The sequence below is a fragment of the Nocardia sp. NPDC050412 genome (genome assembly GCF_044458825.1).
GTDB lineage: Bacteria > Actinomycetota > Actinomycetes > Mycobacteriales > Mycobacteriaceae > Nocardia.
This window is the reverse complement of the sequence record NZ_JBITIJ010000005.1, coordinates 174,334-196,705: the sequence shown is the minus strand read 5'-3', so window position 1 is coordinate 196,705 and position 22,372 is coordinate 174,334. Positions and strand designations below refer to the sequence as shown.

The following is a 22,372-nucleotide window of genomic DNA, read 5'->3' as shown; positions in this document are numbered from 1 at the left end:
GGCAATGGTTCTGCGCCCACTGCGCCGATTCCTCGCGCGGGAATGACCGCAGCGTCAAAATCGCGCTGATTCGAAGGGTTTCGCGATCCGTAGGCCGCTCACAGAATTGAATTCCCGCGCTGACCCCGCATTCCGGCGACGATTGCCGATTTCGCAATCCCGACGTATCAGGAGCAGACGCATGAGTGACCTCTGGCAGACCAGCACCGATGTATTGGTGATCGGCGGCGGTCCGGCCGCCGCATGGGCGGCCATCCACGCCCGGGAGGCCGGCGCCGAGGTGATCCTGGTAGACAAGGGTTACTGCGGAACCAGCGGCGCGACAGCACCTTCCGGCACCGGCGTCTGGTACGTCGCCCCGGAGGCGACCGCCCGTGCCAATGCCAAGGCCAGCCGGGAGGCGCTCGGCGGCCATCTCGCCGATCACTATTGGATGGATCGGGTCCTCGATCAGACCTACACCAACATGAATCGGCTTGCCGTCGAAGGCAAGTACCCGTTCCCGACCGACCCGGCGACCGGCGAGCGGCTGCGCACGGGGGTACAGGGGCCGGAGTACATGCGCCGGATGCGCGCGTGGGTCAAGCGGCTCGGCGTCCGGATCCTCGACCATTCACCGGCTCTCGAATTGCTCGTCGACGATGCGGGCACGGTTCGCGGTGCGGCCGGATTCCAGCGTCAGCTCGATCGCGACTACCGTATCTCGGCGGGCGCGGTGGTGCTGGCCAGTGGCGGGTGCGCATTTCTGTCGCGCGCGTTGGGCACCAACGTCGACACCGGTGACGGCGCACTGATGGCCGCCGAGGTGGGAGCGCGCTTCTCCGGCATGGAATTCTCCAACGCCTACGCGATCGTGCCGAAAGGTTCGACCATCACCAAGACCGCCTACTACGGCTACGCGACGTTCTTCCACGAGGACGGACAGGTGCTCGAGGGGGCGGGCTCCACGAAAGGGCGATCGGTGATCGCACGAACCCTGTTGTCGGAGAAGGTATTCGCCCAACTCGACCGCGCCGATGAGACGGTGCAGACGCAGATGCGGCTCGGCCAGCCCAATTTCTTCCTGCAGTTCGATCGGCGCGGTATCAACCCGTTCACCGACCGTTTCGAGGTCGATCTGCTCGCCGAGGGCACGGTGCGCGGCACCGGCGGTATCGATGTCGTGGATGACGACTGCGCGACCACGGTGCCCGGTCTGTTCGCGGCGGGCGATGCGGCGACCAGGGAACGCATCTGCGGTGGTTTCACCGGTGGCGGCAGCCACAATTCGGCATGGGCGATGTCGTCGGGGAGTTGGGCCGGCTCGGGTGCGGCACGGTTCGCGCTCGGCTCGTCTCGGCCTGATGCTGCCGCTCTGCGCGGTGCGGGACGAACCGGCTTGCGGCCCAGCGACTCCCCCACGCTCGATACCGCCGAGGTTGTCGAGGCCGCGCAGGCCGAGCTGATTCCGTTCCAGAAGAACTACCTGCGCCACGGCGAGCGACTGCGGCCTGCACTCGACTCGCTCGACACCCTCTGGGAGCGCGCCGGTAAGGAGCTCGGTGGCCGCACCGGTGACGATCGCGTCCGGGCCAGGCAGGCCGCCGCCATCACCGCGGTCGGTCGGCTCATGTACGAATCGACCCTGGCACGCACCGAGACTCGCGGCATGAGCAAGCGCGCCGACCATCCGGAACAGGATCCGGCGCAGCGCCACCACATTCTCTCCGGTGGCCTCGACGCCGTGTGGACCAAGACCGCCGAGGTCGCGTCATGATCGAAGTCGTACTCGCCGACGCCTGCATCGGCTGCGATAAATGTGTGGATGCCTGCCCGACCAACGTATTCGACCGCACCGAATCCGGAATCCCGGTCATCGCGCGGCAATCCGACTGCCAGACGTGCTTCATGTGCGAGGCGTACTGCCCCACCGACGCCCTCTACGTCGACCCCGAATCGACCCCCCTACCTCCCGGCAGCCCGGTCGCGCGCGATCAGATCGGCCGCTACCGCGAGAAGATCGGCTGGGGCAAGGGGCGCACCGCGGGCAGTCTGGTCGCCATCGGCCCCCGACTCCCGCACGGCGCGCCCCCGCCCCGCCTGCTGCATTAACCGCGATAGCCGAGTTGTTCGAGGAGACCATCGAGTTGGAGTTCGAACAACTCGGCACGGTCGGTAAAGGTGTCTGTGCCGTACTGATCGAAGACGTCGAAGGTTACGGCGCCGAACAGGCCCACCCACATGGTGATGCCGCGCGCGACGAGCCAGTCCGGTATGTCGTGGTCGAACACGGTCCTGATATCGGCGAAATCGGCAGCGAGGGCGGCAGATAGCGGGCGCTCCTTGGCTGGTGGGATAAGCAGATCATCGCGATAGGCGCGGGCGTAGAGGGTTTGCATGGTCGCGATCACCCGCGTGCCGGGAACGGCGGTCTGCTCAGCGGGGGCATCGTAACCCGGCACCGGTGTGCCGAATAAGAGTCCGTAGCGGGCGGGCTCGGCCAGCGCCCAACCGCGGACGGTACGGCCGACGATGCGCAGGCCCTCGATTGGATCGTCGGGGGCATCGGCCAGCGCCGCATCGACCGCGTCGCCGAGCGCGTTGTAGCCGTCGATCACCAACAAGGTGAGCAGTTCATCACGGCTGCGCACGTATCGATACACCGCGGACGACACCACACCGAGTTCGCGGGCGACCGCGCGCAGTGAGAGGGCGGCCGCGCCATCGGTGGCCAGGTGTTCGCGGCCGATCCGGACGATATCGTTCATGGTCTGGGCCCTCGCCCGGGCACGTGGTGTCGTCGCCATACCGATCACCATTCGCGCTTTAGAGAGCGATGTCAACTAATGCGAGCACTGCTCTTGACTTTGGTTCGATCTAGTTGCATGCTTGTACACAACAGAGAGCACCGCTCGCCAAAGTAGACAAGGACTCACAATGTCGGAGCTGCACATCGTCACCGGAGCCGGGCCCACCGGAACCACCATCGCCGAGCAATTGGCCGCGGCGGGCAAACAGGTCCGCGTGCTCACTCGGTCCGGGAGCGGTCCCGATCATCCACTCGTGGAGCGACGCAAGGTCAATGCCACACTACCCGAACAGCTTTCGGGCGAGTTCGACGGAGCGACGGCCGTCTACCACTGCCTCGGAGGCTCGGAATACACCGCGAAGGTCTGGCGCGCGGAGCTGCCACCGGCCGAGCGCACCGTGCTCGATGAGGCCGAAAAGGCCGGAACTGTAGTGGTTTTCGCGGAAAACATCTATTCCTACGGCAAGGTCGACGGTCCGATCACCGAAAACCTGCCCCGCAATGCCGATTTCGGTAAACCCAGTGTCCGCACGCAACTGGTGCGCGCTCGCGAAGCACACGCCGCCGCGACAGTGAGCGTCGCCGCCGCGGACTTCCTCGGCCCGTATGTGCGGGCGTCGCTGGCCGGGGAGCAGGTCTTCGTCCCGATCCTCACCGGCAAGCGGGTGCAGGCATTGGGCAAGCTCAACCTCCCGCACTCCTACACCTATATGCCCGACCTCGCCGCCGCCATGATCCGCGCGGCCGCCGACGAATCGGTCTGGAATTCCTTCCTGCACGCCCCGACCGCGCCGCCGATCACCCAGCAGCAACTCTTCGACGCGGTCGCCGCCGCCGCGGGTGTCGCAGCGCCCAAGGTCTTCGCGGCACCGGCCGCCCTGCTGCGCATGATGGGCTTCACCAATGAGACGATGCGCGAGCTCGCCGAGATGAGTTACCAGGTCACGCGGCCGTTCGTACTGGATTCATCCGCCAGCGAGCAGCGCCTCGGCCTGCATCCGACGCCGATCGACGAGGCCATCGCGGCCACCGTCGCCTGGTGGCAGACCCAGCTCTGAGCCTTTGCTACTCGGTAGTAGTGTTACCGGTGTCACTGGCGACACAGATCGAGGAGCACCACATGGACCAGCGAGAAACGGATTTCGACGTACTCGTGGTCGGTTCGGGATTCGGCGGCAGCGTGACCGCGCTGCGGCTGATCGAGAAGGGCTACCGGGTCGGTGTGCTCGAGGCCGGTCGACGCTACGCCGATGACGAGTTGCCCGAAACCAGCTGGGACCTGCGTAAATTCCTGTGGGCGCCGAAGCTCGGCTGCTACGGCATCCAGCGCATCCACCCGCTGCGCAATGTGCTGATCCTCGGCGGTGCGGGTGTCGGCGGCGGTTCACTCAACTACGCCAACACGCTCTATGTGCCGCCGGAGCCGTTCTTCCAGGATCAGCAGTGGCGCGATATCACCGACTGGCGCGCCGAGCTCACCCCGTACTACGAGCGCGCGAAGAAGATGCTCGGCGTCGTGCAGAACCCGCACATAACGCCGGCGGATGAGGTGTTCAAGAAGGTCGCCGACGATATGGGCTGCGGCGAAACCTTCGTGCAGACCCCGGTCGGCGTCTTCTTCGGCGAGCCGGGAAGGTCTGTGGCGGACCCGTACTTCGGTGGCGTCGGCCCGGACCGCACCGGCTGCCTCGAATGCGGTGAATGCATGACCGGCTGCCGTCACGGCGCGAAGAACACCCTGGTGAAGAATTACCTGTACCTCGCGGAAAAGGCTGGCGCACAGGTGATTCCGATGACGACGGTCAACGCGATCCGACCACTGCCCGACGGCACCTGGGATGTCTCGACCGAACGTACCGGGGCATGGTTGCGCAAGCGTTCGCAGACCTACACCGCAGGCCAGGTCGTGCTGGCCGCGGGCACGCTCGGCACCCAGAAGTTGTTGCACGCCATGCGCGATCGGGGCATGCTCCCCGAATTGTCCGACCGGCTCGGCCAACTCACGCGCACCAACTCCGAATCCATTGTGGGCGCGGCGACCCGCAGGGTGAATCCGGACGTCGACTTCACCCGCGGCGTCGCGATCACCTCATCGATCCACCCCACCCACGACACCCATATCGAGCCCGTCCGCTATGGCAAGGGTTCGAATGTGATGGGACTGCTGCAGACCCTGATGGTCGACGGCGGCGGCCGCGTGCCGCGCTGGCTGCGCTTCCTCGGCCAGGTGGTGCGAAACCCGTTGACGCTCATCAGTTTTCTGAGCGTGAAGAACTGGAGCGAGCGCACCATCATCTCGCTGGTGATGCAGCACCTCGACAATTCGATTACCACCTACACCAAGCGCAGCCTGTTCGGCCGAAAGCTCACCAGCAAACAGGGCCACGGCGAACCCAATCCGACCTGGATTCCGGCGGGCAACGAGGTGACCCGCAGGGTTGCCGAGGAAATCGGCGGCGTCGCGGGCGGCAGCTGGGGCGAAGTCTTCAATATTCCGCTCACCGCCCACTTCCTCGGCGGCGCACCCATCGGCGCGGACCGCGACACCGGCGTAATCGACGCCTACCACCGAGTTTTCGGCTACCCGACCCTCAGCGTCGTCGACGGCGCCGCCGTCTCGGCGAACCTCGGCGTGAATCCGTCGCTCACCATCACCGCCCAAGCCGAGCGCTCCGCCGCCTATTGGCCCAACAAGGGCGAACACGACCTGCGTCCCGCGCCGGGAGTTGCCTACCAACGGATCCAGCCGATCGCCCCGAATAACCCCGTCGTCCCTGCCGACGCCCCAGCCGCCCTGGTCCTGCCGATAGTCGAAATCCGCACCCACAAGTCCGCCGCCAGCTGAGCACGGCCGTTCCGTCCGCCCCGATCCGCTCAGACCTTCCGGACCGGTCGCCCACCGGGCCATCCGTCTTCGAGCCGGGCACTCCGTGTATCCGGTAGGGGGTGCCCGCTTCGAATACGGGGTGCCCGGCCGAGCGATAGCGGTCGGGATGGGCACGGATGCCTCGGGACGTTCACAGGCACCGATTCGCACGCCGCGCACATATCCCCCGCGATTTCGGGCGCGGCGAGACAAAACAGGCGCGTGGCAAGTCGATTTGGACACGGTCGCTACTTTGGAGCAATCGCCAGTTTTCCGCGCGACCACGCTCCTCGTTATGGTCGGCCACTCGATGGGGAAGTGGGTCTGGTGCGCGCTGGATCGAGGGCGCTCGTTTAGGGTGTGAGGGCGGCTTGGCCGCGTAGTCAGTTATGCGTGAACAGCTCTGCGTTCCGTGGATGGTTCCACCGAATCGAAAGGCGCTGCATGGCAAAGGACTTGACGCAACTCGAACTACTGACGGAGCTGGAGCCGGTTGTCGGCGCCAACATCGACCGGCATTTGGCCACGGTCAAGGATTGGTATCCACACGATTATGTGCCCTGGGACGAGGGCCGCAACTTCGCAGCAATGGGTGGGCAGGATTGGGATCCCGACCAGTCACGGCTCTCGGAAGTCGCCAAAGTCGCGATGATCACCAATCTGCTCACCGAAGACAACTTGCCTTCCTACCACCGCGTGATCTCCGATAATTTCACCAACGGCGGTGCGTGGGGCACCTGGATCGGCCGCTGGACCGCCGAGGAAAACCGCCACGCGATCGCCATGCGCGACTACCTGGTATGCACCCGCGCTATCGATCCCGTCGCCCTGGAGAACGACCGGATGGTGCATTTGACGCGCGGTGTACACGCGCCGGAGCACTTCGCCGGTGTGCTCGATCAGGTCGCGTACGTGACATTCCAGGAGTTGGCTACCCGGATCAGCCACCGCACCACCGCACGCGTCTGCGCCGACCCGATCGCCGATCGGATGCTGCAACGCATCGCAGCCGACGAGAATCTGCACATGATGTTCTATCGCAACGTCACCGACGCCGCGTTCGACATCGCACCAGACCAGACGATCGAGTCGGTGACCAAGATCGTAAAAACGTTCTCCATGCCCGGTACCGGAATGCCGAACTGGCGTCGCAATGGCGTGTTGATGGTCAAGCACGGGATCTACGACCTGCGTCAGCACCTCGATGAGGTCGTATTGCCGGTCCTGCGAATCTGGAAAGTCTTCAACCGCACGGACTTCACCGCACGCGGCGAACGCAGCCGCGAAGAACTCGGCGAGTACCTCGAGAAACTCACGCGCGATGTCATCAAGTTCGAAGAACAACGCGCCCGCATCCTCGCCCGCGAGGCGGCGCGCGTCGGGTAGCGCTGGATGTCACAGTCGCGCACGAGCATTCACACGACTGTGACATCAGGCCCGACGCCGATCAGGTGACGCCCGCCCGGCAGGCTGCCTGGCGGGTCTACCCGATTGATCGTGTCAGTTGCGGACGATCAGGACCGCGCCCGCGACGACCAGGGCCAATACGATCGCGGCGATGCCGAAGACGAGGCGGTGGTCGCGCAGCGCCGGGATCACGCGGTCGACGGCGTATCGGCCCGGACCGGTGAGGGCGAGCGATGCGGCGGCGAGGGTGAGGGCCAGTTCGTATTCGATGCCCTTCGGGGCGAAGAAGCCACCACCCCATTTGACGGCGATCGCATTGAGCAGGGTTCCCACCAGTGCCGCCGCCGCGAGCGGGGTGAGCAGGCCGATGGCGAGGGCGAGTCCGCCGAGGGTTTCGCTGAGGCCCGCGACCACGGCCATCGCCTTGCCTGATGGGTAGCCGCTCATCGTGAAGAATGCGCCGGTGCCGTCGAGGCCGCCGCCATTGAACCAGCCGAACAGTTTCTGCGCGCCGTGTGCGGCCATGGTGAGTCCGACGGCCAGTCGCAGGACAAGTAGACCGAAGTCGTAAGTGTGTGTGGGCGTTGCGGTTTCGGTGTGCGCGGCGGGGGCGGTGATAGTCGCGGTCATCGGATGCCTTTCGCAGTGAGGTGGATCAGCCGAGCTGGATGGAGCGCCGGGCCATGCCCAGCCAGAAGCCGTCGATGACGGTGCGTTGGTTGGTGAAATCGTCCGCGCCCGCACCGAGGGCGACGAACAGCGGTGCGAAATGGTCGGTGCGCGGATGCGCGAGATGTGCAGCGGGGGCCTTGTTTTCGAAGTCGAGCAGGGCGTCGAGATCGTGCGCGGCGAGGGTTTCGCGGCCCCAGTCGTCGAATTCGGCGGTGAAGTTGTAGACGTGCTCGTCATCGGTGGTGATGGCACGCAGGTTGTGGGTGAAGAAGCCGCTGCCGACGATCAGCACGCCCTCGGCGCGCAGCGGCGCGAGCCGACGGCCCACTTCCATCAGCCGCTGCGGGTCCAGCGTCGGCATCGACAGCTGCAATACCGGGACTTCGGCGTCGGGATACATCTCCTTCAGCGGCACATAGGCCCCGTGGTCCAGCCCGCGATCCGGCACATCGACGACACCGCCGCCGAGCAATTTGCGCACCTTGTCCGCCAGTTCCGGCGCGCCCGGTGCGGCATATTGCACGTGGTAGTAGCGCTGCGGGAAACCGCCGAAGTCATAGACCAGTGGCACCGTCGTGGTGGCGCCGAGTGCGATCGGCGCGGCCTCCCAATGCGCGGAAATCATCAAAATCGCGGTGGGACGCGGCAATTCGCGCGACCACGCGGCCAGCTCACCGGGCCACCGCGGGTGATCGGCCAGCGGCGGTGCGCCGTGTGAGAGGTAGAGCACCGGCATCGGTCCGGCCATCGCTGTCCTCCATCCAACTAGTTCAAATTTGAACCCGATGGAAACTATAGCGTGTTGTTCAAATTTGAACAACATCGGTAGGATGGCTGCCGTGGCTGACGCGAAATGGCTGAACGAGCGGGAAATGCGCACTTGGCAGGGTTTCCTGGCGGCGGGTGCGCTCGTCGGCCGTCAGGTCGAACAGCACCTCAAACAGGAGGGACTCTCGCACACCCAGTACGAGGTTTTGGTCCGCCTCGCCGCGGCACCAGAGGGTCAACTGCGCATGACCGAACTGGCCGATGCCCTGTATACCTCGAAAAGCGGTCTGAACTACCAGGTCACCCAAATGGAGAAGGCAGGTCTGGTACGCCGCGAAGCCTGCCCCACCGATGTCCGCGGCGTCATCGCCAACCTCACCGCGGCCGGACGCGATCGCCTCGAACAGATCGCCCCGGGCCATGTCGAAACGGTTCGACGCGTCCTCATCGATGCGCTGACCCCCGAACAACAAGATGCCATCGCCACCGGGCTCGGCGAGGTCGCACGACGACTCGGCTAGTTCTGAGCTCGCCGGGACACGAACACGGTGCAGCACACCGAGACGACGCCGACCGCCAGCAGGACCGCGACGGGCCGGATGAGCGCACCGTCGATGCCGGTGTGGGCGGCTTCGCCGAGGGCGGTCACGGCGTAGCTGCTCGGCAGCAGGCGGCGCACGAACTCGGAATCGGATGCGAGATCGCGGCGGCCGCCGAAGATCGCGGCGGCCCCCACCAGCACCGCCATCACCACGATGCCCGCACGTCCGGCCAACTGGCTCAGCGCGACCGCGAGTGCGGTGCAGGCCAGCGAAGCCAACGTGAGAATCGCGAAAACAGCTGCGACAGCTACCGAGAGCAGTTCTGCACCGACCCGCAACCCACGCACGCCCGCGGTGGCCTGTTCGTCGGCGGCGCCACCGGTCACGGCGACCAGACCGGTCAACTGGTCGGCCATCCGCTGCGCGTCCGGAATTCCGCTGGCCCGCAACGCATCCGCGATCGGCACCAGTACCGTGCGCAGTTGGACCGCGCACCGCCGCAGTTGCGGTGACCGCCTCCCCCGCCGCGTCCAGTCCCGCACCGGCGCGAACCGACAAGGCGCGCAACGGTCGAGCGACGACTGTTCGCCCACGCAGCCGAGAGCTGATCCCCCGCACCACTGACTCGGTGTGCGGGTCCGACCAAAGGAGGACAGCCTACGCGACCTCGAGGTGATGTCACCGGCATTGGGAACGCCGCAGAATCAGGGCCGTAAGAAATCTGTTGGGAAACTCTAAGCCCGGACAGATTTGATGCCCAGGTACGGATGTGACGCTGATGGTCGCAGATTTGAGCCGAGAACGGAGAAGATAGTGCCGACGACGTTTCCGAGTTCCGTCACCGAGGCCACATCGGATACGGTGCAGGACTGCCGCCGACGTGGTTGGACGGTCGCGGAAACGACCAATGGTGTCTGCCTGATCACCGACGAGCAGATCTCGGCCATCGAACTCACCGGTGCACGGGCCGCCACCGTGCGCCGGTACCTTCGGGCCAATAACCTGTCCGGTCCGGTGATCGAAATCCCGGGTCCGCAGCGCCGCGAGATTCATCTGGTGGTCGGTGCGGCCAAGGCGGCCATGGCGATCGGCGAACTGCGCGGCCTCGGCGCGATCGTGCACACCGACGGTGCGAGCATCCCGCTCCCGCCGACTCGTCTGTCGGCCGGTTCGGCCTGCTGGGGGATTTCCCCGCGTGAGGCCCGCTGGGTTCCGCCGGTGGTCGCGATCGCCGCCGCGGTGCGGGCCGCCGAAGCCGGCCGCAAGCGGCATGTCGCCGATCTGGCGAGCTGACATGCGTCAGACCGACGTCGGATCCGATTCCGATCGACTCGCCGTCGGCATCGCGGCTGCGCTGTCGGTAACCGGTTCGCGGGCGACCGCATTCCGCTGAATGCGCCGCGGCCAGGCGGGTGCCCACCAGCAAGCGTCACCGAGCAGCTTCATGGTCGCGGGGACAAGCAGCATGCGCAGCACGGTGGCATCGATGAACAGCGCGGTGACCATGCCGAGAGCGATGTACTGCATCATCACTGTGCGACCTGCGGTCGATATCGACCCACGGACCGCCATCGGTACCTCGTGGCCGTCGGCGAGTTCGTCACGGAATCGGCTCACGATGAACAGTCCGTAGTCGATGGCCAGGCCCAACCGATCATCGAAACCACCGGGGAAACAAAGGAGTTCACCTCGGTGACGGTGGTAATGGCGCGAATCACCCCCAGGCCGCAAGCACGGTGAGTCCGCCGACGATCAGTGGAAGCGCGGCGGCGACGACCCCGCCGAAGAGGAAGAACAGCAATACCGTGACCGCGGGTATGGCGAACAGTTCCATCCGCGTCTGATCGTGGACCATCGTGTCGTTCAGCGCACCGGCGACCGGCTGCCCACCCGCGACCTCCATATCGATGCCCGGGACGTCGAAACCGTGCGCGACCTTGCGGAAGTTGCGCATCAGCTCGGTGTCGTCATGGCCTTTGACGGCGATGGAGGCGAGTGCGTGCTTGCGGTCTTTGGAGCCGAACAGATCCGGCACCGCCACACCGGTTTCGGTGGGCCAGTATGTTCCGTTGATCTTCGCGATTTCATCAGTCCCCAGGAATGCGTGCCGGTGGGCCTCGAACCGAAGGTGGCCGGAATATCCAACTCCCGCAACCGATCGCGCAGTTGTTCGGTGCATCTGGCGGTGATGGCATCCAACACCCCACCGATGACCAATTGGTCCAGGAGTTTCACCGGATTCGCATTGATGCCCGGTCCGTCCAGCGTGTCGAGCGGTCCCGGTTGCCCGGTGCCGGTGGATACGTAGATGGTCGTACCGCGCAGCTGGTCGGCATGTAGATAGGGATCGTTGGCGGCCCACGCCGGATCTGTCGGCGGACCCCACATATTCAGCGGATTGCCGCGACGGGCGGTCACTATGGCATTCACCATCGCTTGTCCCGGCAGGTCGCTGGTGCGCACCAACCGCTATAGGAGCCGACGGCACGGTAGAGCCCCGGTGCGGCGATGGCGAGTCGGAATACCGCCGAACTCGCCATCGAAAGCCCCGCAACGGCATTGGCACCGGCACCACGAAAAGCCGAGTCGATAATCGACGGCAGCTCCGCGGTGAGAAAGGTGGTCCAGCGCTGCCTGCCCATCACCGGATCGTCGACCCGCCAATCCGCGAAAAAGGTGCCACCACCCCCGACCGGCATCACCACGGTGACCTGCTTATCGGCGAAGAATCGCTCGGCATCGGTTTTGGTGAGCCAATTGTTGCCGTCACTCCAGATCCCGGTATCGGTGCCTCCGTCGACACCATTGAGCAGATACAAGATGGGTGCCGGTTGCGAATCATCCACCGCAGGAAGGACTTCGACAGGCAAGGTACGACCCATCGCCTCGGAATATACGGTCAGATCGAGCACCCGTCCCGGCCCTTGCGCCGCGGTGAGCAGTCGTGCCCCATTGGGTGCCGGTCGTGCCGCCGCCAATGCCCGGACCGGGATCGGCGTGTCCGGGTCGGGTGCGGAGTCGGCGAGCGCGATACCGCTGGAACAGGCGAGGACAGCCGCCGTGCACAGCGCGGCCGAATGCAGACCACACCAGAGCTCCACCCGGCACCTCCGATCAGCAAACGGCACTGTTCGGGCCGAACGTAAGCCGGAATAACGCTGCGGCGGAACCGCTCAGCCGAAATTTGGGCGATCTCGTCAGCGGTCGCCGAACCACCTGGTATCCGGCACAAAACCCCTGCCGCAGCTGCCGACTTCTCGGCTATCGCGAGTTTGCCCGGCAACAGTTCCACACTCTCGCGCGTACCGTCATCTCATGCCACCTCGCGCCCACAGTGGATCCCGCGGCGACGATTCGGACCGGTCGGTGCGATAAGCGCTGGCACAACGCGGTTCTGGACAGTTCACAGTGCGAACCGGAATCCACCCTATGCCCGGTGCCGTCTGACCATCCCCTCCGCGGTCAGACGGCGGCAACTGACGCGCGAGGACATCGGCAGTCGAGATGTTGTTACCATTTGGATGATAGACGCATCCGAATGTGCATGACAACGCCGAACAGGGCACGGTTGCCGCGCCACCAGCTACATCTCGGCCATTCGTAGCGCCGCGCGCGAGTATCGAACCGGTACGCTGCGCGGTGCCGCAGGAAGCAAGGGAACAGCGAAGGGACCGATGGTTCGTCTGACGAGGGCACAGCAGCAGGACGCCACCCGCAGAAAGGTGTTGGCCGCGGCCAAGTCCGAGTTCGCGCAGCGCGGATTCCGCGGCGCGACGGTCGACGGCATCGCCGAGCGCGCGGATATGACACGCGGGGCGGTCTATTCCAATTTTCCGGGCAAGCGGGCGCTATATCTCGCGGTGCTCGCACACGAAGCCGAACAGGCTCCCGCGCCCGCCGGCGGCGCGAAGGCCGACACTCCGGCCGCCGCGCTCGGCGCGTTCGCGAGTACCTGGCTCGAGCAACTACCGCAGTCGAGCCGATACGAGTACGGCGAGGACGAACAGTTCACCTCCCCCGCGCTCAGCGTCGATTTCGTACCGCAAGTGCTGATGAGCGAACAGATCCGGCGACCGTTCGCACAGCTGCTCGCACTCGACGCGCTGCTGCTCGCGGTATCGCTGCGGGCAATCAGCCAACCGACGTCGGCGCCGCTGGAAAGTTTCATCGCCAGTGCCGAATCCGTGCTGACGATCCTGTACGGGACGACCCAGCTGTCCTACGTCGCGCCCGAATTCACCGATCCGGCACGGGCCATCGCACTGTGCGAACAGGTCGCGCTACTCGGCGGCGTGAAGACGCCGAGTCCGCCGTCCACCGCCGACGCGCACGTCACGCGGACGGACGAGGCTTGGGAGCCACCGAGCTGCATCGATCGCGTGCGCGCGGACGCGGCCAGGCTCGACGGCAACGGCCTGATCGCCGTCGTTGGCATGCACCGGATCGCCACAATCGAAGCGGCGCTGTCGATCTGGCCCGAGGACACCGATATCACGCTGACGCTGGTGAGCGACCGTCCCGCGGAACTCGCCCCGCTGGCGCGGCTGGCGATCGCGGATATCTGCCGGTCGTTGCGTCATGCGTTCCCGGCGTCGGCGCTACCTCGGCTACAGGTGGTCGTCGATGATGCCGGAACGCTCGCTGCCGCATGCGGATTCGACCGGTTCGACGACAATTCCGAGTTCGCGGTCATCATCGAGAACGGCCGCATCACGACGCGGGCGGAGGGTCGGGGCGCAGGCGAAGCCGTCGCTATCGCTTACGCGAGTTCATCGGCTGCGGACCGAACGTGAGTCTTCCAGGGTGCCGAGCGTTTTAGCCAACGCCTGACAGGCACCCGTGCCCGTCACCCGCGCCACTACCCGTTCGCCGTCGATGAAGACCGCACTCTCGGTGTCGTCGTCGACGATATCGACCCCGCATGCCCGTGCAAGCTTGCCGGATTCGTCGAGCACCACCTGCATGCCAGGAACCGCGGGGCACGGAAACGCGGTGCGCAGGGACCGGCTGATATCGCTGACCGCGAGGCGAGCCAGCTGTGCCACCTCCGTCCCCTCGGCGGTGGCCATCGCGATCGTTGTGCGACCTCCGCTGGGCTGATCACGCAGGATATCCGCGATCGCTCCGAGCTTGTTCATCCCGAGTACGGCAACGACGTTTGCGCCCGAAAGGTCGGCGGCGACCGTATGGACGAGGTCGCGGCATGGTGGCGGCGTCCATGGTTCGTCAACGCTGGCCACCGTGACGGTGTTCGCCGTAGCCCGCGTGGTGTCGTCGATCCGATGGTGCACCATCTGCTCGCATGCGGCGATCACCTTCGCTCGGTCCACGAATTCCGGTGCGACGAAAGATAATTGGGTCGCACCGTAGAGCAGCGTGATCACCGATTCGGCGATGCCGAGCCAACGGCCGGGCAGTACGGACCCACCGCCGCCGTCCAGTCCCGCCAGCGCCAAGCCGAGGAGGATGGCGTCCAGTTTGATCAGCTGCACGAACGAGCCGCGCAGACATTCGTCGACGACGAGTTCGGGAATGAGGTCGTGCGCCAGCATCGGTGAGCGCAGCTGGGAGACGCCGCCCACCGGATAGTTTGCCGAACCGGGGAGTCGGTCGACCCAGGTCCGGGCGAATCGGCCGATGGCCGTCACCGGGGTCCGCGCCGGGCGACCATCCAGCAGTTCCGGCGCTCGCTCGGCTTCCGCGGCCAGTACGGCCAGGTACAACGCCCGCTTACCAGCGAAGTTGGAGTACACCGCGCCGCGGGTGAGCTCCGCGCGCTCGGCGATGTCATCCACCGTCGCGCCGCGAAAACCACGTTCGGCGAATTCGGCCTTGGCAGCCGCTAGGACCCGGTCGCGATTGCGTTGCTGCAATGCGGCTCTGTTCTGACGACCCATCGGTTCTCCACCAACCGTTCTGTTCGTTTACAGATGCGCATACCATCCAAATGTTGATACCATCTCAATGCTACGTGCGACTGAGTACGAGCGAGGCGGGCATCGAAGGACGGGTAGTGGGCATTACCAGGTACGAATCCGGGTCGCGAACCGCGGCCACGGTGCTCGATGAGGCCAGGCGTCTGGTTGAGCCCGCATACCGTTCCTCCCTGGACCGCATTGCCCCACCGATCCGAATGATCGTCGGCTACCACGCTGGTTGGTTGGACGCCACGGGGCGCCCGAGCAAGCAGGTCGGCAAGTCGATCCGTCCGGCACTGGTACTCGCCTCCGCCAAAGCCGTGGCAGCCGCGGAGCCACCGCAGGGTGTCACCGAGGCCGTCGCGGTCGAACTCGTGCACGATTTTTCATTGCTGCAGGACGATCTCATCGACGGCGACGAGCAGCGGCGCAACCGCCGCTCGGCCTGGTCGGTCTTCGGGGAACGCGGCGCCCAGCTCGCGGGAGATGCGCTACTAGCCATGGCGATCAACGAGATGGTGGGCCGCCCCGGCATCACGCTGCTGTCGAAAGCCCTCGACGCCCTATGCAATGAACAGTGCGCGGATATCGAGTCCGAGCAGCGCGAGACGGTCGACGAATCCCTCGCCATGATCGAATCGAAGACCGCGGCACTGTTGTCTTGTGCCTGCGAGATGGGTGCGATCGCCGGGGGCGCCGACCCCGCACAAGCCAGAGCACTGGCCGAATTCGGACACCATCTCGGCATCGCCTTCCAATTGATCGACGATATGCTCGGCATCTGGGGAAATCCGAGCATGACCGGTAAGCCGCTGTACCCGGACCTCGCCAACCGCAGGAAATCCCCACCGATCGCGCGCGCCCTGGATTCCCCCGGGCCCACCGCGGATGCGCTACGCGAGTTGTATCGAGATGTCGGACGAGATGCCGAAACGCTGCACCGGATCGCCTGCCTGATCGAACTCACCGGAGCACGCGAGTGGGCGCGGCGTGAAGCCCAGCGACAGCTCGCTGCCGCGCTGGACTGTCTGACGGAAGTATCCGCCAACAACGCTACCGAGGACCTTCGACTACTCGCCGCGATGATGACGAGCAGGTCCGCATGAAGAACCCGATCGAGTCGATCCCGCTAGCTCCGAATACTGTCCCGCTTCTCGGTCACGGCATACGTTTTCTCACCGACCCGATCGGATTTCTGTCCGCACTCCCCACGCACGGCCGCCTGAGCCGAGTCCAATTGGGTCCGTTGCCGGTGGTGGTGGTCTGCGATCCCGAGTTGGCCCGGGTGGTACTGCTCGACGACCGCACCTTCGACCGCGGCGGACCACTCTACGACCGCTCCCGCGAGGTCGCGGGGGACGGCATCGGTACCTGCCCGCACAGCAGACACCGCCGACAGCGCCGCCTGAGCCAGCCCGCGTTCCAACCGGGGCGTATGCCCGGATACTCCGCGGCCATGATCGACTCGATCGAAGACGTGATCGGTTCCTGGCAGGACGGGCAGCAAATCCAACTCGGCGCGGAAATGTCGAAACTCACTGTCCGGGTGGCGGTTCGGACAATGTTCTCCTCGTCGTTTCCGGAGACCTCGGTCCAGCAGGTCGCCGATGATTTCACGACCATAGCCGGGAGCATCTTCCGACGGATGGTGTTGCCACCGGTCCTCAATCGACTGCCGACACCGGCGAACCGGCGCTACTACCAGGCGCGGAACCGGCTGCGGGCGGTGGCCGCCGAACTCATCGAACAGCGGCGGTCCGACAATCGCGACCATGGCGATCTGCTGTCGTCGCTGATGCGCGCCCGCGATCCGGACTCCACCGGCGCGCAGGTCGCGATGAGCGACGAGGAACTGATCGACCAGGTATTCACCTTTCTGTTCGCGGGCGCGGAAACCACCGCGAGCACATTGACTTGGGCGTTGTATCTGCTCGGACGAAATCCGGAGCTACGACAGCAGGTTCAGCACGAGGTCGATACCGTGCTGAGCGATAGAACGGCCCGCTACCAGGACCTGGCGAATCTGCCGGTCGTCAATCGGGTGGTGACCGAAACGCTGCGATTGTATCCGGCCGGATGGTTGCTAACCCGGGTAGTTGCGGCGGATACCACCCTCGACGGCGTCGCGCTTCCGGCGGGCACGACCGTCGCGGTCAGTCCGCACGTCATTCATCGGCGCGATGAAATCTATGAGCGGGCAGGCGAATTCGTGCCCGATCGGTGGATCGGTACGGAGCCGGACCGAACGCTGTTCATATCCTTCGGCGCTGGTGCGCGACGCTGCATCGGTGACCAATTCGGACTGGTCGAGGCCAGTTTGGCAGTGGCGACGATCGCCGCACGCTGGCGTGTCGCTCCGCTGTCGACTCGGCCGGTATCGGTATCGCTCGCGCAGCTGCCCGCACCGACGAAACTCGGTATGCGGGTGTGGCGTCGAGATCCGGTGGCCGTCAATGCGTCCGCGTCGGAGCACGGGTAGGTAGACATGGCGGCACCCGCCGAAGCGCCCGCGTGCCGCACGGCCGGCGCGCTGACCAGCGGCCTACTGCGTGAGCTCCACATCTGCTGGTCGTTCAGCGCAGGCGACCTGACGGCAACCGTTGTGCCCGCGACGACTTTCGCCGTCGCGGCTTGGATGAGCACTCGGGCCGGTATCGCGTCACTGCCGCTGGCGTTGGCCGAATGTCTGGTCTATTTCTGGCTTTACATCTACACCTTCAATCTTTCCAACCAGCTGACCGGAATCGAGGAGGATCGCCGCAATAAGCCGCACCGGCCGCTCGTCGTCGGACTCGTCACCCCGCAGGGTGCCAAGTGGCGGCTGGTCTGGGTCACTGCCGCCTTCCTTGTGCTGGGCGCGGCGCTGCGGGTCCTGGAATGGACGGTGCTCTGGATTGTGGCGTGGGCCTTCCACAATCACTTGGGCGGTGCCCGCGCCCTGTGGGGGAAGAATGCGGCGATGGTCGCGGGCACGATCGCCCAACTCGCGGCCGCCTGGCAGATCGTGACTCCCCTGACCCCGGCGGCCTGGACCTGGATCGCGGCGATCGCCATACCACTGAGTGTGCTGGTATCCCTGCAAGATCTGCGCGATATCGACGGTGATCTGGCTGTCGGAAGACGCACCGCGGCAGTGGTTTTCGGCGAGATGGCCTGCCGCCGGTTCTTCGCGGCCGCATTCGCGATCTATCCGATTGCCATGCATTTCCTCGTCTATCGGAACGCACCGACCCCGGCGGCACTGATCGGAGTGGCCGCGGCGCTGCTGTCCTTGGTCATCGCCTACCGCGTGCTGCGGCGGCGCGAGCGCCGTGCCGACCACACCACCTACCTCCTCTACACCTACTGGTACTGCCTGACTCTGGCCAGCGCGATCTTCGCCTTCGGAACGTAGGCGAATCATCATCATCGGCAGGACGCGCCCACGCAGATCCGGGGAGGATCGGATTACCCGAACCGATGAGCGCGACCTGCCCTCGAACACCGCTGCGCCAGCGGCACCGACTGCGGCCTCGGTGTCGCGCGTGCGAAGTATTCGAGACACGGTGTCGGCGACGGTGCCCGGTGATCACCATGTGTTCTCAGCTTAGGGTTGCCTGAACATTTCGACAATCCTATTGGAGCACAACATCATTGGCTAACGCAGGCGTTGTGATCCATCCCAGGTGGGGTGCGCCGGACGCGGCGGGCGTATTCCGATGATCATTGGGGCCATTCACATAGGCGTCGGTCACCGGTTGGGCGCGAACCCAACTTCGCAGTGAATGGTGGGCAACACGGGTGAGGCCTCGCATACTTGCGTCTATAGGGGTTACCGCCGACCCGAGTTGTTCGAACCGGCCGACGAGAAGTGCATGAGTTGGTTACCGACATCATCGATGTGGGCGCGGAATTCACGATCGCCCGGCAAGCACTCTGGGATCTGCTGCTCGAACCGCAGACCTATCCACGGTTATTCGCCGGCATCGGCGGTTGCGAACGCGTGGAATCCCGTACCGATAACGGCATTCTGGAACTGCGGGTCGGCACGCCGGAAACCGGAATACGCACCCATCAGGTGCGGTTGCGGGTGTGCCGCTGGTACGAGAGCTTCGAATTGGAGTGCCTCGGTACCGGCAGTTTCGCCTCGGTCCGCCTGCGCGGCGACGAGGAGCGCACCAAGATCGTCATCACCCTGTTCGCGCCGGGCCGGATGCATCCATCGCTGCCGGAGCAGTCCAATGCCGCGGTGATGACGTGGGTCAACAGCGGGTTACAGCACGCGGTCGATGTCATTCGCGGCGCGCACAACTCGGTGCTGGTCAATGCCGAGAATTCGCCGCTGCGGCGACAGGTGGGTGTGGCCAAGCAGATCATGAGCACCGGCGTCGCGCGACCCACCAATCCAGCGACCAGCATCAAACAGGCTCGCTCCCTGACGAAGTGGGGATTCAATATGGCGGGCGGGTATGCGGCGGGGGCGGCGTATTCACCGGACCGGATCGCCGTCGTCGACGACTCCGGTACCCGCACCTTCGCCCAGATGCACGAGCGCACGAATGCGCTCGCCGGGGCCATGGCTACCCTGGGTCTCGCGTCGGGTGATGCGGTGGGACTGCTCTCGCGCAACCATGCGGGCATGGTCGAAACCATGGTCGCCGCCGGAAAACTCGGGGTCGATGTGGCACTGCTGAATGCGGGGCTGTCCGGGCGGCGCATCGAGGAAATCGTGCAGCGCCACCGGCTTTCGGCACTGTTCGTCGACGGCGATCTGGAGCAACTGGTCCGCTATCTGCATACCGATCTGCACCGCTTCAATACCGACGGCCGACCGCCGGTACCCGGTCGATCCACCATCGACGACCTGATCGCGATGGGGCAGTTCGAATTTCGCATGCCGGCACAGCCTGGCAGGCTGATCGTGCTGACCTCGGGAACCAGCGGCACTCCGAAGGGCGCGCGCCGCCCCCATCCGAAGGGTTTCGGCACCATCGCGGCACTGCTGTCGCGGATTCCGCTCGCGATGGATGCGGCGATGCTCATTCCGGCTCCGCTCTTCCACACCTGGGGGCTGGCCGGGCTGCAGCTCAGTACTGCGCTGCGTGCAACGGTGGTATTGCCGGAGCGGTTCGATGCGGAGGATTGTCTGCGCCTGATGGCCGAACACCAGGTCGAGAGCATGATCGTCGTGCCGACAATGGTGAATCGCATCCTCGATCTGCCCACTGCCGTGCGTGCACGCTACGACACGTCGAGTCTGCGCACCGTGATCAGCTGCGGTGCGCCGCTGGCAGGGGCGACGGTCTTACGGTTCATGGATACCTATGGCGAGATCCTCTACAACGTCTACGGTTCCACCGAAGTCTCCTGGGCCACCATTGCCACCCCCGACGATCTGCGCACCGCACCGACCACCGCGGGCCGACCGCCGCTCGGCACGAGAGTCGCGGTGCTGGGTCCGGATCAACGTCCTGTTCCGATCGGCGTCACCGGGCGTATCTTCGTCGGCAACCACATGCTGTTCGACGGCTATGTGAACTCGGCGCCGCCCGCAGAAGCCGATGGCATGCTCGACACCGGGGACCTCGGCTATCTCGATGTGGCGGGCCGCATGTTCATTGCGGGGCGCGATGACGAGATGATCATCTCCGGCGGCGAGAACGTGTTCCCACGTCCGGTCGAGGAGGCACTCGCGCATCTGCCGCAGGTCAGTGAGGTCGCCGTGGTCGGTGTCCCGGATACCGAATTCGGGCAGCGTCTGGCCGCCTTCGTGGTGAAACGCGAAGGCGCGGGACTGGATTCGGATATGATCCGGTCCTATATTCGCAACCGGCTCAGCCGTTTTTCCGTACCGCGTGATGTCACCTTCCTCAACGCGCTCCCCCGCGGCGAAACCGGAAAGATCCTCAAACGACTGCTCATCGGATCCGAGCCCGGCGAACCATCTCCGCTGGGCACCACTGGCTCGGCCTGACCTTATGCGGGTTCCTGCGACGGTGCCGGCAACGCCAGAGTCGGCACCGCCATCGCAATCGCGAGGACCGCGATGGCGGCCAGCATAGCAATGCTTCCGTCCAAGGTATGAGTGCGGAAGAACACTACGCTGAGCAGCGCCAGCCCGACCGCATTGCCGATCTGCTCGATGGTGGGCAGCTGGCCCGATGCCTCGGCCATTTGGCGCTGCTCCAATCCCGCCAGCATCAGTGGTTGCAGTTGCACGCCGAACAGACCGACCCCGAATCCCGCGATGAAAACCGGGCCGAGCGCCAGGGCGAGGTTCACCTCGCCCGCGGAGATCCGCAGGTAAGCCGCGCCGATCGCCACGCAGCATCCGTACATCGCGATGCCGAATGCGAGTGCCCTTACTCCCCAACGCCTTACAAGCAGCAGCGAGGCGAGGGCACCAGCGCCCGCACCTAGTGCGAACGGTGTCATCGCCACACCGGTGCGCAGTGCGGACCAGTGCAGTTCGTCCTGCAGGGTGATCGATACGGTGAAGACGAATGCGGTGAACAGGCCGAAGAAGCTCGCCACCAGTGCCGCACCGATGGCGAAGCCACGATCGGCGAACAGATCCAGGCGCACCAGCGGACTGCCGCCACGCCGAACCAGCCTGCGCTCATAGGCGAAGAACACCGCGCCGACCGCGAATGCTGCCGCGATTACGCCGAAAGGCCATGGCCGCCAACCGTTCTGCTGAATGTCGGCGAGCGCGGCAAGAAGGGCGAACAGACTCACCGTAGACAAAGCTACCCCGCCCAGGTCGATGCGATCGCGTTCCGGCGGCCTGCCGAGCCGCAGATATCTGAAGCCGAGGACGAAGGCGAGCACGCCGACGGGCAGATTCATCAGGAATATCGAATGCCAACCGAGTCCGGCGATATCAGCGGTGACCAGCGCGCCACCGAGGATCGGTCCGAGCATGCCGGCGAATCCGGCGGTCGCGCCGTATAGCGCGAACACCTGTTGATGTCGATTCGGCGGGAAGCTCGCAATGAGGATGGCGATCGTCTGTGCCGCCATCCCGGCACCCGCGATGCCCTGGCCGATTCTCGCGGTTACCAATTCAGTTGCGCTGGTAGACATTCCGCACCACAGTGAGGCCGCGGTGAACGCCGTGACCGAGACCAGGAATACGGTGCGACGGCCGAAGATGGCACCGATGCGCGCCGCGGTCAGCAGGGTGCACGCGAAGGCCAGCGAATAGCCGGAGACCACCAGCACCTGCGCCGATTGCGAGGCCCGCAGGTCAGCGGTGAGATTTGGCAGTGCGGTATTGACGATGGTCACATCGACCATCTGCATGAAGACCGCGAGGAGGCAACCGGCGAAGGCGAGCCACGCGCCGAATTCACCGCCCGTCCGCTCGTCGGATCGTCGTGTCCCGATCTCCGTCACAGCTGATCCTCCCGAACGCGGGCAATCGAACGCG

The 22,372-nt window shown here is 65.3% G+C and carries 21 protein-coding genes; 12 read left to right on the top strand and 9 right to left on the bottom strand.

Going from position 1 to position 22,372, the window contains the following annotated elements; translation table 11 throughout:
* Positions 1–181: 181 nt before the first annotated feature.
* Both ACIBI6_RS15350 and ACIBI6_RS15345 read left to right on the top strand, forming a co-directional pair.
* Complete coding sequence (locus ACIBI6_RS15350; RefSeq protein WP_396956655.1) at positions 182–1,756, top strand: FAD-binding protein; 1,575 nt, start codon at positions 182–184, stop codon at positions 1,754–1,756.
* Positions 1,753–2,091 (top strand): ferredoxin family protein, encoded by a 339-nt coding sequence (locus ACIBI6_RS15345; RefSeq protein WP_364345989.1) that lies wholly within the window; start codon positions 1,753–1,755, stop codon positions 2,089–2,091. Before ACIBI6_RS15350 ends, ACIBI6_RS15345 begins: the two co-directional genes overlap by 4 nt.
* Here ACIBI6_RS15345 and ACIBI6_RS15340 read toward each other — a convergent pair.
* A complete protein-coding gene (locus tag ACIBI6_RS15340; protein ID WP_396956652.1) occupies positions 2,088–2,786 on the bottom strand; it encodes a TetR/AcrR family transcriptional regulator in 699 nt (232 codons plus the stop codon). The two genes, ACIBI6_RS15345 and ACIBI6_RS15340, sit on opposite strands and share 4 nt — an antisense overlap.
* 130 nt (positions 2,787–2,916) lie before the next feature.
* Between ACIBI6_RS15340 and ACIBI6_RS15335 the strand changes: the two genes are divergently transcribed.
* The 3 genes from ACIBI6_RS15335 to ACIBI6_RS15325 all read left to right on the top strand — a co-directional run bounded on the left by ACIBI6_RS15335 (position 2,917) and on the right by ACIBI6_RS15325 (position 7,040).
* Positions 2,917–3,846 (top strand): NAD-dependent epimerase/dehydratase family protein, encoded by a 930-nt coding sequence (locus ACIBI6_RS15335; protein WP_364345985.1) that lies wholly within the window; start codon positions 2,917–2,919, stop codon positions 3,844–3,846.
* Between the two features lie 62 nt (positions 3,847–3,908).
* Positions 3,909–5,633, top strand: coding sequence for a GMC oxidoreductase (locus ACIBI6_RS15330; RefSeq protein ID WP_396956651.1), 1,725 nt, complete (start codon positions 3,909–3,911; stop codon positions 5,631–5,633).
* Between the two features lie 465 nt (positions 5,634–6,098).
* Positions 6,099–7,040, top strand: coding sequence for an acyl-ACP desaturase (locus ACIBI6_RS15325; protein ID WP_364345981.1), 942 nt, complete (start codon positions 6,099–6,101; stop codon positions 7,038–7,040).
* Positions 7,041–7,154: 114 nt separating this feature from the next.
* Here the strand turns inward: ACIBI6_RS15325 and ACIBI6_RS15320 are convergent, their stop codons facing one another.
* Positions 7,155–7,691 (bottom strand): DoxX family protein, encoded by a 537-nt coding sequence (locus tag ACIBI6_RS15320; RefSeq protein ID WP_396956649.1) that lies wholly within the window; start codon positions 7,689–7,691, stop codon positions 7,155–7,157.
* A 25-nt stretch (positions 7,692–7,716) separates the two neighbouring features.
* Positions 7,717–8,481 (bottom strand): class III extradiol ring-cleavage dioxygenase, encoded by a 765-nt coding sequence (locus ACIBI6_RS15315; protein ID WP_364345977.1) that lies wholly within the window; start codon positions 8,479–8,481, stop codon positions 7,717–7,719.
* 91 nt (positions 8,482–8,572) lie between these two features.
* On the opposite strand from ACIBI6_RS15315, the gene ACIBI6_RS15310 reads away from it, so the two are divergent.
* Entirely contained in the window at positions 8,573–9,022 is a 450-nt protein-coding gene (locus ACIBI6_RS15310; protein WP_396956648.1) for a MarR family winged helix-turn-helix transcriptional regulator, read from the top strand.
* Here the strand turns inward: ACIBI6_RS15310 and ACIBI6_RS15305 are convergent.
* Positions 9,019–9,585 (bottom strand): hypothetical protein, encoded by a 567-nt coding sequence (locus ACIBI6_RS15305; RefSeq protein ID WP_396956646.1) that lies wholly within the window; start codon positions 9,583–9,585, stop codon positions 9,019–9,021. The genes ACIBI6_RS15310 and ACIBI6_RS15305 overlap by 4 nt on opposite strands.
* A 271-nt stretch (positions 9,586–9,856) precedes the next feature.
* Between ACIBI6_RS15305 and ACIBI6_RS15300 the strand changes: the two genes are divergently transcribed.
* Complete coding sequence (locus tag ACIBI6_RS15300) at positions 9,857–10,336, top strand: hypothetical protein (RefSeq protein WP_396956645.1); 480 nt, start codon at positions 9,857–9,859, stop codon at positions 10,334–10,336.
* A 6-nt stretch (positions 10,337–10,342) separates the two neighbouring features.
* Here the strand turns inward: ACIBI6_RS15300 and ACIBI6_RS15295 are convergent, their stop codons facing one another.
* The 3 genes from ACIBI6_RS15295 to ACIBI6_RS15285 form a co-directional block, all read right to left on the bottom strand.
* Positions 10,343–10,693, bottom strand: coding sequence for an MMPL family transporter (locus ACIBI6_RS15295; protein ID WP_396956644.1), 351 nt, complete (start codon positions 10,691–10,693; stop codon positions 10,343–10,345).
* A gap of 64 nt (positions 10,694–10,757) precedes the next feature.
* Positions 10,758–11,222, bottom strand: coding sequence for an MMPL family transporter (locus ACIBI6_RS15290; protein WP_396956643.1), 465 nt, complete (start codon positions 11,220–11,222; stop codon positions 10,758–10,760).
* A gap of 247 nt (positions 11,223–11,469) precedes the next feature.
* Complete coding sequence (locus ACIBI6_RS15285; RefSeq protein ID WP_396956642.1) at positions 11,470–12,144, bottom strand: alpha/beta hydrolase; 675 nt, start codon at positions 12,142–12,144, stop codon at positions 11,470–11,472.
* A gap of 573 nt (positions 12,145–12,717) precedes the next feature.
* Between ACIBI6_RS15285 and ACIBI6_RS15280 the strand changes: the two genes are divergently transcribed.
* A complete protein-coding gene (locus ACIBI6_RS15280; protein WP_396956641.1) occupies positions 12,718–13,836 on the top strand; it encodes a TetR/AcrR family transcriptional regulator in 1,119 nt (372 codons plus the stop codon).
* Here ACIBI6_RS15280 and ACIBI6_RS15275 read toward each other — a convergent pair.
* A complete protein-coding gene (locus tag ACIBI6_RS15275; protein WP_364345968.1) occupies positions 13,813–14,940 on the bottom strand; it encodes a TetR/AcrR family transcriptional regulator in 1,128 nt (375 codons plus the stop codon). The genes ACIBI6_RS15280 and ACIBI6_RS15275 overlap by 24 nt on opposite strands.
* Before the next feature lie 74 nt (positions 14,941–15,014).
* Here ACIBI6_RS15275 and ACIBI6_RS15270 point away from each other — a divergent pair, with 74 nt between their 5' ends.
* The 4 genes from ACIBI6_RS15270 to ACIBI6_RS15255 all read left to right on the top strand — a co-directional run bounded on the left by ACIBI6_RS15270 (position 15,015) and on the right by ACIBI6_RS15255 (position 20,914).
* Positions 15,015–16,067, top strand: coding sequence for a polyprenyl synthetase family protein (locus ACIBI6_RS15270; protein ID WP_364345966.1), 1,053 nt, complete (start codon positions 15,015–15,017; stop codon positions 16,065–16,067).
* A complete protein-coding gene (locus ACIBI6_RS15265; protein WP_396956640.1) occupies positions 16,064–17,440 on the top strand; it encodes a cytochrome P450 in 1,377 nt (458 codons plus the stop codon). Before ACIBI6_RS15270 ends, ACIBI6_RS15265 begins: the two co-directional genes overlap by 4 nt.
* Positions 17,441–17,446: 6 nt before the next feature.
* On the top strand, positions 17,447–18,355 hold the full coding sequence (locus tag ACIBI6_RS15260) for a UbiA family prenyltransferase (RefSeq protein ID WP_396956639.1): 909 nt from the start codon (positions 17,447–17,449) through the stop codon (positions 18,353–18,355).
* Positions 18,356–18,820: 465 nt separating this feature from the next.
* On the top strand, positions 18,821–20,914 hold the full coding sequence (locus tag ACIBI6_RS15255; RefSeq protein WP_396957047.1) for an AMP-binding protein: 2,094 nt from the start codon (positions 18,821–18,823) through the stop codon (positions 20,912–20,914).
* Positions 20,915–20,916: 2 nt separating this feature from the next.
* Here the strand turns inward: ACIBI6_RS15255 and ACIBI6_RS15250 are convergent, their stop codons facing one another.
* Positions 20,917–22,338, bottom strand: coding sequence for an MFS transporter (locus tag ACIBI6_RS15250; RefSeq protein WP_396956637.1), 1,422 nt, complete (start codon positions 22,336–22,338; stop codon positions 20,917–20,919).
* Between the last annotated feature and the right edge of the window lie 34 nt (positions 22,339–22,372).

Coding starts and splice junctions, on each gene's coding strand:
- ACIBI6_RS15335 (WP_364345985.1), top strand. CDS start 2,917: ATGTCGGAGCTGCACATCGTCACCGGAGCCGGGCCCACCGGAACCACC.
- ACIBI6_RS15275 (WP_364345968.1), bottom strand. CDS start 14,940: ATGGGTCGTCAGAACAGAGCCGCATTGCAGCAACGCAATCGCGACCGG.
- ACIBI6_RS15315 (WP_364345977.1), bottom strand. CDS start 8,481: ATGGCCGGACCGATGCCGGTGCTCTACCTCTCACACGGCGCACCGCCG.
- ACIBI6_RS15325 (WP_364345981.1), top strand. CDS start 6,099: ATGGCAAAGGACTTGACGCAACTCGAACTACTGACGGAGCTGGAGCCG.
- ACIBI6_RS15260 (WP_396956639.1), top strand. CDS start 17,447: ATGGCGGCACCCGCCGAAGCGCCCGCGTGCCGCACGGCCGGCGCGCTG.
- ACIBI6_RS15330 (WP_396956651.1), top strand. CDS start 3,909: ATGGACCAGCGAGAAACGGATTTCGACGTACTCGTGGTCGGTTCGGGA.
- ACIBI6_RS15280 (WP_396956641.1), top strand. CDS start 12,718: ATGGTTCGTCTGACGAGGGCACAGCAGCAGGACGCCACCCGCAGAAAG.
- ACIBI6_RS15320 (WP_396956649.1), bottom strand. CDS start 7,691: ATGACCGCGACTATCACCGCCCCCGCCGCGCACACCGAAACCGCAACG.
- ACIBI6_RS15340 (WP_396956652.1), bottom strand. CDS start 2,786: ATGGCGACGACACCACGTGCCCGGGCGAGGGCCCAGACCATGAACGAT.
- ACIBI6_RS15345 (WP_364345989.1), top strand. CDS start 1,753: ATGATCGAAGTCGTACTCGCCGACGCCTGCATCGGCTGCGATAAATGT.
- ACIBI6_RS15265 (WP_396956640.1), top strand. CDS start 16,064: ATGAAGAACCCGATCGAGTCGATCCCGCTAGCTCCGAATACTGTCCCG.
- ACIBI6_RS15290 (WP_396956643.1), bottom strand. CDS start 11,222: ATGCACCGAACAACTGCGCGATCGGTTGCGGGAGTTGGATATTCCGGC.
- ACIBI6_RS15350 (WP_396956655.1), top strand. CDS start 182: ATGAGTGACCTCTGGCAGACCAGCACCGATGTATTGGTGATCGGCGGC.